The sequence below is a fragment of the Paenibacillus darwinianus genome (assembly GCF_000598065.1).
GTDB lineage: Bacteria > Bacillota > Bacilli > Paenibacillales > Paenibacillaceae > Paenibacillus_I > Paenibacillus_I darwinianus.
In genome coordinates this window covers 6,888-15,513 of the sequence record NZ_KK082178.1, presented here as the reverse complement: position 1 = coordinate 15,513, position 8,626 = coordinate 6,888, and the positions used below count along the sequence as shown (strand labels likewise).

The window sequence follows — 8,626 nt, the reverse complement described above, 5'->3', positions numbered from 1 at the left end:
GTCCCGAACGAAAGCTGGACGGCTCCGGTTTCGTGCCGCGCCAGCGTGAGAACCGCCGAACGTTCGCCGAATTCCGATCGGTCGGCGAACCGGATCGTGATGGCTTCGCCTGTCGATTCCATCCGCTGCACCCGATCGACCGGCAGCCATTGCCTGACCAGAAAACGATACGCTTCCGTTTGTCGCACGCCGTGTTCGCCGTCCAGCCGGAACTCGTACTGCACCTGCTGCCCCGCCTGGAAAACGCCCAAACAGGCGGCCCATACCTTATCGCCGTCGGGCGTCGTTTCCGCCTGCATCGGGATCGGCACCGGATAAGCAGCACCGTCCACCTCGACATGCACCGTAATGCGCTGGCTCGGATGGAACGGTCGGGTCATCAAGCGCACGAAAACCGTATCGCCCGCTTCGGGCTCGCGCGGCAGCCTTTCATAAGGCATCGTTACATACGGATCGTCGTACCCCCTCGGCATGTGAAGCATATCGACCGTGTCTGCGGCCACGCCGGATAGTAGCCCCCCCCCTGATCGCACGCTTGCGGAAGCCAGTTCAAACAAAATAACGCTCAGCCCGCTGTCCGGCTCCTCCGCTTGCGACTGCCAATGCTTGAGCAGCAGCGGTTCCCTTGCCGTCGACACATCCAGCAGGCCGATGCCGCCGTCTTGGCGATAAAGCCGCTCCACATGCGCCAGCAGCGACTTCGACTTGCCGATCTCGCCCTTGTTCGCGTAATACCAGGCCAGCAGGCAGGTCACATCGGTCCGCTCGCAGCCGCCGAAGAACGTGTCGTTCGCCGACAGACGGACGCCTTTATCCGTGAGCGATTCCTCGACGACCGCCAGCGCCTCGATCAGAATACGGTCCTCAATGCCGAGCAGCCCGAACGGAATGGCGGCGGCCGCGATGTCGCCGTGCACGGCCGAATCGCCCAGTTCGCTGACGACACGCCCGTCTTTAATGAAACGGGCAAATAAAAGCTCGCGGATCGATTTCGTGAGCTGCGGTGTCCGCTCGTCCCCGGCATGCGGTCCGATCGCGCTGAGCCCAGCGTAGTAGATGGCAAGGTTGGTCAAAAACACGCCGTTTCGCCGCGAATCGAGCCAATGGCTCTGAGGCGTTTGCCATTCGCTCTCAATGCGTCCGACCGCTTTCACAACGGCGGTCCCGATCGCTTGCATTAAGCGGTTGTCCTTGGTCGCGTTTAAATATTCCCCCGCAGCCCAGAGCGCAAAAGCCTCGTCCGTGACGGATTTGCCTTCTGCGGCGAACAGCTGCGCAGCCAGCGAATAAGCTGCGGTGCCGTCACCCGACTTGATCAATGCGTAGCACCGAAACGCGTTGTCGCGATGCTGAGCCAATGTCGCCAAACTTTCCAAAGCGCGTTACCTCCCGATAGCTAATAAAAAAGGGGCCATTGCACAAACAACGACCCCGGCTAACTTCAACCCGATGACTTATTTTCCAAGCAGCTTCTCGACGTTTTTCTGCGCCGCATTCAACGCCTGTTCAGCCGTGTAATCCGGCTTCAGCTTTGCCTTCTCGAGCTCGTCTCCGATCGCTTTCTGCAGATCGCCCCATTGGTCCGGAATCGGGCCGACCGGCGGCAGCACCAGGCTGTCGAGCGCTTCGAGCATAATCTTTTTGGACTCCGGCGGCTTCTGGTCATAATAAGCCTGCATGACGGCGTCATCCGACACGGCCGGCGTGCTCCAGCCTTTCTCGATCCGCAGGCTCACCGCCGCCGGATCGGAGGACATGAACTTGATGAACTTCCATGCGGCTTCCTCGTTCTTGGTCGTGCCCGCAACAACGAGACCGTCCGCAAAGAAGTGGTGCGCTTTTTGCGTGTTGCCCGGCTCCAGCGCGATGTCCCATTTGAAAGGAGCCTCGGCGAAGCGCCCAAAGTTCCAGGTGCCCGCACGCAGCATCGCGAGCTTGCCAGCCATGAACGCATTAAGATCGGCGTCCGGCTGGCTGAACGTATCGTCGTTCAGCGGCGGCGAAACCTTCTCCTTGCTCGCTTTGCCGAGCATCCAGTTCAATGCTTCGATATTCTCTTTGCTGTTGACATTCGGCTTGTTGTCGGCCGTCCAGATGCCGCCGCCGTTTTGCGCGATCGTCTTATAGAATTCATAGAATTGGATCGGCGCGTAGGTGCCCCAAACCCCGTTTTTCGGATCCGTCATCTTCTTAGCCGCTGCCAGCTCTTCCTTCCACGTCCAATCGGCTGTCGGATACTCAACTTGATATTTGTCGAACAAGTCCTTATTATAGTAAAGAACGACGGCGGAGAAGCTTTCTACCACACCGTATTGCTTGCCGCCATAGTTGAATGCGTCATACGCAAGCCCTTGGAAAGACTCCGGTTTGAACGAGGTGTCAGCCGCGATCACCGATGTCAAATCCTTCAATGTATTTTTGGCCGCATAGGATGCGAAGTTCTCATAGCCGACCTCGAACACGTCAGGACCATCCCCCGATGCGATCTGCGTGTTGAGCTTCGTGTAGTAGTTGGCATAGTCGACGACTTCCACATTCACCTTGATAGCAGGGTTGGCGGCCTCGAATGCCTTGACCATCGCATCCAGCGTTTCCTCCTGCGAGCCGCTGGCCGTATATTGCATAAACTTTAACGTGACAGGATCCTGCTTCGGCTCGGCGGCGGGATCTTTTTCTTTGTTCCCCTCATTTGCCGCCGTCGTATCGGCCGGTGTGTTCGCATTGCTCGGCTGCTTGGCGCCGTTATTGCCTCCGCATGCCGTCACGACGAGCATGACCGCGATTAAGATCAGTACGGACCAAATCCTGCTTTTCTTTGTCATGTACAACCCTCGCTTTTCGTTGTTTAATGAGTCCCTTTCCTTGTGCTTCGTGCTTCGTGCCTCGCGCAACTCGCTGCCGCCGGTTTTCCCCGGCACCACCCCCTTAAGAGAATCACCGGTTTAACCTTTGACCCCGCTCATCGTCACTCCCTTAATGATGTATTTCGAGGCGAAAAGAAACACGATGAAGATTGGAATAAAGCTGACGACGTTGCCGGCCATCAGAATATTCCATTCGGTGGCCCATCTTCCCTGAAGCTTGCTGAGCCCGATCGGGAGCGTCATGATGTTCGTGTCGCTTGTGATGATCAGCGGCCACAGGAAGTTGTTCCACGTTGCCATAAACGAGAAAATCGACAGTGCCGCGATGGACGGTTTGCTGAGCGGCAAAATAATCGACCGAAACACCTTGAAATAGGATGCGCCGTCCATGAAGGCGGCCTCGAGCAGCGTATCGGGAATCGTCGTGATGTGCTGCCTGAGCAGGAACGTGCCGTAGGCGCTGAATATCCCGGGAAGAATAAGACCCGCGTAGGTATCGATCAGATTCAGCTTTTGAAACACGATAAACAGCGGCGTCATCGTAACCTGCATCGGAATCATCATCGTAATCAGAAAAAGCACGAACAGCGCTTCCCGGCCCTTGAACCTGATTTTGGCGAATACGAACGCCGACATGGCGCAGACCAGCAGCTGCAGCGCGGTCGTAACGACCGATACCGCTATGCTGTTCGCAAGAAATCGGTAGATCGGAAAATATTTCGTGATTTCGGTGTAATTGCTGAAGCGGAACGTTTCCGGGATCAGATTGGGCGGCATTTTCACCACTTCCAGACTGTCCTTGAACGAGCCGGACAACATCCAGACGAACGGAAAAATAAGCACGACGGCCGCAACGATCAGCACGCAGTGGGCAAGCGCGTCGCGGATCAAGTTGCGTCTAGCGATCATAGGTGACCCACCTTTTCTGCAGACTTTGCTGGATTAACGTCACCGCAAATATAATCAGGAACAAAATCCACGATTGGGCCGATGCGAAGCCCATTTTGTAATTCTGGAAAGCATTCTCGTAGATTTGCTGTACCAGCGTGGCGGTTGCGCCCGCCGGCCCGCCGCGGGTCATCACCATAACCTGGTCGAACAATTGAAAGCCGTTGATGAGCGAGATGACGATGACGAAGAAAAGGCTCGGCGTCAGCAAAGGCAGCGTGATGTTGAAAAATTTCCCGATGCCGCTCGCACCGTCGATGATCGCCGCCTCGTAATAATCATCTGAAATTTCCTGCAGTCCAGCCAGCAGGATAATCGTCACGTAACCGATATCCTTCCAGATGCTCACCGCAATGATCGCCGGCATTGCCCAGGTAAAGTCCTGCAGCCAGATCGGCCCCTGAACGCCGAAGAACGAGAGGAAGTAGTTGACCAGCCCGCTCTGCCCGTTAAGCAGCCATCTCCACACGATCGCCACGGCCACCCAGGATGTAATGACAGGGATAAAAATGAAAATCCGGTACAGCTTCACGCCCTTCATCTTGCGGCCCAGCAGCACCGAGAAAAACAGACCCAGCACCAGGACGGTCGGCAGATAACCGACGATGTAGCGCACAATGTTGAGCAAGGAGCTTAATGTCTGTTCATCACCAAGCGCCTCTAGGTAGTTGTCGAAGCCGACAAAACGCGCCTTGGTAATGAGATCCCAGTCCGTGAAGCTGATCACGGCGGACGAGAGCAGCGGAATAAGCTGAAACAGGACGAGCCCCGCCAGACTCGGCAGCAAAAAAACGATGATGATCAGCCATTTCGAAAATGTTTTTTGTCCTACCATGGTTATCCTCTCCCGTGCTCCGTTTCCGTCAGGCTCTGCCCGTTCCCGCGTCGGATGACAGTTCCCCTCTCTACGATTTCCAGCGGGAGAATCGTCTCTCGCAGATCCTCCGATTGCCCGTTGTCGTCATCCCCGGCTTCGCCGATCAGGCTGAGCAGCCGCTCCGCGGCGATCACGCCCTTTTTCTTGATATCCTGGCGGACCGTCGTCAGCGGAGGAAGGAACATTCTCGACATGAACACATCGTCGAAGCCGATCACCGAAATGTCGTCGGGCGTTCGGATGCCTTCGTCCGTGAAGCTTTTGATCAGACCGAACGCAATCATATCGGCCGTGGCGAACACCGCGGTAATTTCCGGAAAAGCGGACGCGATCCGGTGGCCCGCCGCGACGCCGTGATCGTAGCTCATGGAGTCCTCGAACACGTAATCCGGGTTGTAGAAAAGATTGGACTCGCGGATCGCCCGCTTGTAGCCGAGAAACCGCTTCTCAACCACGCCCTCCCTGCGGATCGCGCCCGTAATCATGCCGATGTTCGTGTGGCCCCTATCGATCAAATACTTGGTCGCCAGATACCCGCCGTACTCGTCATCGATGCCGATCCGGTAAAAGTAGCTGTCATTGATATAGCTGTCGATAAGCACGATCGGAATTTTGATCTTTTTGAGGCCTTCGTAAAATTCCTCCGGGTAAATCCCCATAATGATCGCGCCGTCCAGATTGCGTTGGATCAGCAAATCCAGATAGCTCTCACCCTGATTGACGCCCGACAGCAGCAAATGATAGCCGTATTTGCGCAATTTCCCTTCTATCCCGCTGATAATCTCGCTGTACCAAGGATTCTCCAGAATGAGCTGGGCATGCTTTTCCGTCTGCGGAATGACGATGCCGATCAGCCTCGACTGATTTTTGACGAGACTTCTCGCCGAATAATCGGGCACGTAATTCAAGCTTTTAATGACGTTGTTGATCCGTTCCAAAGTCTCGCCGGACACTTTCTCGTGTTTTCCGTTAAGCACATAGGATACGGCAGCGGTGGAAACGCTTGCAGCCTTCGCAACGTCCTTCAGCGTCGGTCTTTTCATATCATCGCCCCAGTTAGTTATACGTTTAAGTGAATTATAGTCCCGACTTGGGTTTTTGGCAATATTATTTTTAAAATTACTGTTATGAAAGTGTTTTCAAAGGGTGAAACCCTATGGAATTCATGGGTTCCTGGCGAAAAAATCCGCAGTTCCGCTTAAATTGAGTTAATCGTTTAATTAATCTTGATAATAGTGAGTTTCCTGCGGCGGAGAGTAAGCAAGTGCTTGCGCTGATGCGGGTAAGCCGCGTTCTTCCGTTAAATGTAGCGAACACAATATCGAGGGTCATTGATTTAAAAAATAAAGCGACTGCTTCCCGGCAGTACCGGGAAGCAATCGCGGCTTAAACCATCTAAGTGATAGAGAGCTTCAAACGCTTAGACATCCATCGTCAGCGCCGTCTGCACAAAAGGATCTTCTTTCCCCGCCGCCCTTGGCGCCGAACCGCCCAATACCAGCTTGATCAGGCCGCCGAACTCGAGCTCCTCGAATTTGTCTGCCACCGCCGCCGGGTCGAGCGCCCATACGCAGGTCTCCCAATCCAGCTCAACCGGCGCGTCGCAGCGGATCGTCGCAAGATCGCGCGACAGGTGCAGCATATCCAGATCGGCTTCGATTCTGGCCCGGATCGTTGTGGACAATGCATCGAGATTGCCGAGAATCCCCTCGATCGAGCCGTATTCGAGCACGAGCTTGAGCGCCGTTTTCTCGCCGATGCCCTTAACGCCCGGGTAGTTGTCGCTCGTATCTCCCATCAACCCTTTCAGGTCGATGATCTGCGCCGGCGTCAATTGTCGCTCCTCCAGCAGATATTCAGGCGTGTAGACCGCGTAATTGCCATGGCCCTTTTTCATAATGACGACCGTAATCCGATCGTCCACAAGCTGCAGCATGTCGTGGTCGCCTGTCAAAATAAACACATCCGCCTGCGGCGTATACAGTTTGGCAAGCGTGCCGATGCAATCGTCGGCTTCGTACCCCGGAATGCCGACGTTCGGAATGCCGAAGCTGGCCACAACCTCTTTGATCAGATCGAACTGAGGCTTCAGATCGTCCGGCGCTTCGGGCCGGTTCGCCTTATACCCTTCGAACTGACCGGTGCGGAACGTCGTGCTCCCCATATCCCAGCAGCAAACGACGCGCGTAGGTTCGAACTTCTGCACTGCGTTCCAGAAATAACGGATCCAGCCGTGCACGCCGTTGACCGGCACCCCCGCGCTCGTCCGCCGGATCGCCCCCGTGAACGAGGTCGCAAAATACGCTCGGAACAGCAGCGCCATGCCGTCAACGATCAGCAGCCGTTCCCGGCTTTCTTTCCATTCCATGCTTCCCCTCCATATCAATACAACGGTTGCTAATTGAAAATGCCGCTTAAGTAAGCCTCCAAATCCACCTTGATCGGCATCAGATAGATGTGCCCGCCGACCGTGCCGGCGCAATCGATCGCCCGCCTTGCGAAGTCGACGTTCCAATCGAGCGTGGGCTTGAAGTTTCCCGGGAACACCGCGTTGTTCTTCGTTTCCCAATAGCCGCGCGACGCATCCGTCATTACCGGCGATACGCCCCAATAAATCTCGCAGCCGGGCAGCAGCTCGGCATAAACTTCCATCAACCGGACGTCCAGGAAAGGCTGGGTGAAAAAGCCGTCTGCGCCCGCCTCCAGCTTTTCTCCGACATAGCCGATCTCCTCGCGGATGCTGCTGCGGTAAGGATCAATCGCCGCATAAACTTTCAATTGCGGATATTCCTGCTTCACCTTGCGGATCAGCTCGGCCGTCTTCGTCGGGTAAACCTTGCGCATCATGTCGGTCGGCGGATCGCCCGCCACAACGAGAATTTCCGTTAGCTGTTTGTCCACAAGCTCGCTCCCGAGCTTGAACGGCTCGCGCAGGTCGAAGTCGATCGCCCGGATATGGGGAATGGCACGTTCGTAGAAAGACTTGGCGGCCGCCGTGCCTTCCCAGCTCCGAACGGAAAGCCGCATGAGGTCGGGCACATTCACCGTATCGATCGGCGTGTGCCGAGTCTTGATCGTTTGAAGCTCCTCCCGAAACCCATCGAGGTCGCGGGGAATCAGTTCTATCGAAATATGCATTTGCTAGATCTCCACAGTCTTTTTAATAGAAAAAGCCGGACAACGTTCCACCAGAAACATGTCCAATTTCTATTATACACGAGACCACCCGTTTACGGGCATGCGTTTTCCGTCACAACTCGCCGCGGATGAACCGTCCGATCCGGCGGGCCGTCTCCTCGAGTCGGTCCGCTTCCTCCACCAGAGCGATCCGCACATAGCCTTCGCCCTGAGCGCCGAACGCGCTGCCCGGGATAACGGCGACGCCGGTCGCGCGCAGCAGCTCGCGGGCGAACACGCGCGACGTTCGCGTATCGTCTGCAGCGATCGAAGCAGCGGAAGCCGGCGCGGCCGCCACCGCCAACCCGGCGCGGTTCTGCCAGCCGCCCGGCAACGGCGCCCATACGAACATCGTCGCCTTCGGCGGCGTCACTCCCCAGCCTTCGGCCCGGAGCGCCGTCAGAAACCGGTCACGGCGCCGCTCGTATACCGCGCCGACGGGCTCGGCGCCGTCCATGTCCTCGCGCAGCGCTTCGATGCCCGCCTCCTGTACGGCTTCGAACACACCGTAATCCAGGTTGGCCTTCAAATCGCGCAGCGCGCCGACCGCCTGGGCATTGCCCGCGAGAAAGCCGATTCGGCCGCCGGCGAGGTTGAAGCTTTTCGACAGCGAATGGAACTCGACCGCTATGTCCTTGGCCCCTTCAATCTGCAGAATGCTGGGCGGCCGAAAGCCGTCGAATGCCATTTCGGAATAGGCAAGATCGTGCACAACAAGCACGCCGCAGCGCTTCGCAGTCGCAACCAGCCGTTCGAAGAT

Annotated in this window: 8 protein-coding genes; all 8 read right to left on the bottom strand. The window is 56.4% G+C overall.

Annotation, left to right across the window (positions count from 1 at the left end):
• The coding region (locus BG52_RS11010; RefSeq protein WP_036667262.1) for a glucosidase family protein at positions 1 to 1,376 on the bottom strand (1,376 nt) is incomplete at its 3' end.
• Between the two features lie 78 nt (positions 1,377 to 1,454).
• Positions 1,455 to 2,822, bottom strand: a complete 1,368-nt coding sequence (locus BG52_RS11005; RefSeq protein WP_144340798.1) for an ABC transporter substrate-binding protein — start codon at positions 2,820 to 2,822, stop codon at positions 1,455 to 1,457.
• Between the two features lie 120 nt (positions 2,823 to 2,942).
• Complete coding sequence (locus BG52_RS11000; protein ID WP_036582158.1) at positions 2,943 to 3,773, bottom strand: carbohydrate ABC transporter permease; 831 nt, start codon at positions 3,771 to 3,773, stop codon at positions 2,943 to 2,945.
• Positions 3,763 to 4,647: a carbohydrate ABC transporter permease gene (locus BG52_RS10995; RefSeq protein ID WP_036582157.1), complete on the bottom strand. Its 885-nt coding sequence runs from the start codon at positions 4,645 to 4,647 to the stop codon at positions 3,763 to 3,765. The genes BG52_RS11000 and BG52_RS10995 overlap by 11 nt, the downstream gene beginning before the upstream one ends.
• Before the next feature lie 2 nt (positions 4,648 to 4,649).
• Positions 4,650 to 5,732, bottom strand: coding sequence for a LacI family DNA-binding transcriptional regulator (locus tag BG52_RS10990; RefSeq protein WP_051587648.1), 1,083 nt, complete (start codon positions 5,730 to 5,732; stop codon positions 4,650 to 4,652).
• A gap of 377 nt (positions 5,733 to 6,109) precedes the next feature.
• Positions 6,110 to 7,057, bottom strand: a complete 948-nt coding sequence (locus tag BG52_RS10985) for a 5'-3' exonuclease (RefSeq protein WP_051587647.1) — start codon at positions 7,055 to 7,057, stop codon at positions 6,110 to 6,112.
• Between the two features lie 29 nt (positions 7,058 to 7,086).
• The gene (locus tag BG52_RS10980) at positions 7,087 to 7,827 is read right to left on the bottom strand and encodes a methylenetetrahydrofolate reductase (protein WP_036582156.1); all 741 of its coding nucleotides are present in this window, start codon (positions 7,825 to 7,827) and stop codon (positions 7,087 to 7,089) included.
• A gap of 112 nt (positions 7,828 to 7,939) precedes the next feature.
• Positions 7,940 to 8,626: aminotransferase class I/II-fold pyridoxal phosphate-dependent enzyme (locus BG52_RS10975; protein WP_036667266.1), on the bottom strand; the 687-nt coding region annotated here is incomplete at its 5' end.

Bases quoted from the DNA above. Each gene is read 5' to 3' on its own strand.
- BG52_RS10990 (WP_051587648.1), bottom strand. From the start codon at position 5,732: ATGAAAAGACCGACGCTGAAGGACGTTGCGAAGGCTGCAAGCGTTTCC.
- BG52_RS10985 (WP_051587647.1), bottom strand. From the start codon at position 7,057: ATGGAATGGAAAGAAAGCCGGGAACGGCTGCTGATCGTTGACGGCATG.
- BG52_RS10980 (WP_036582156.1), bottom strand. From the start codon at position 7,827: ATGCATATTTCGATAGAACTGATTCCCCGCGACCTCGATGGGTTTCGG.
- BG52_RS10995 (WP_036582157.1), bottom strand. From the start codon at position 4,647: ATGGTAGGACAAAAAACATTTTCGAAATGGCTGATCATCATCGTTTTT.
- BG52_RS11000 (WP_036582158.1), bottom strand. From the start codon at position 3,773: ATGATCGCTAGACGCAACTTGATCCGCGACGCGCTTGCCCACTGCGTG.
- BG52_RS11005 (WP_144340798.1), bottom strand. From the start codon at position 2,822: ATGACAAAGAAAAGCAGGATTTGGTCCGTACTGATCTTAATCGCGGTC.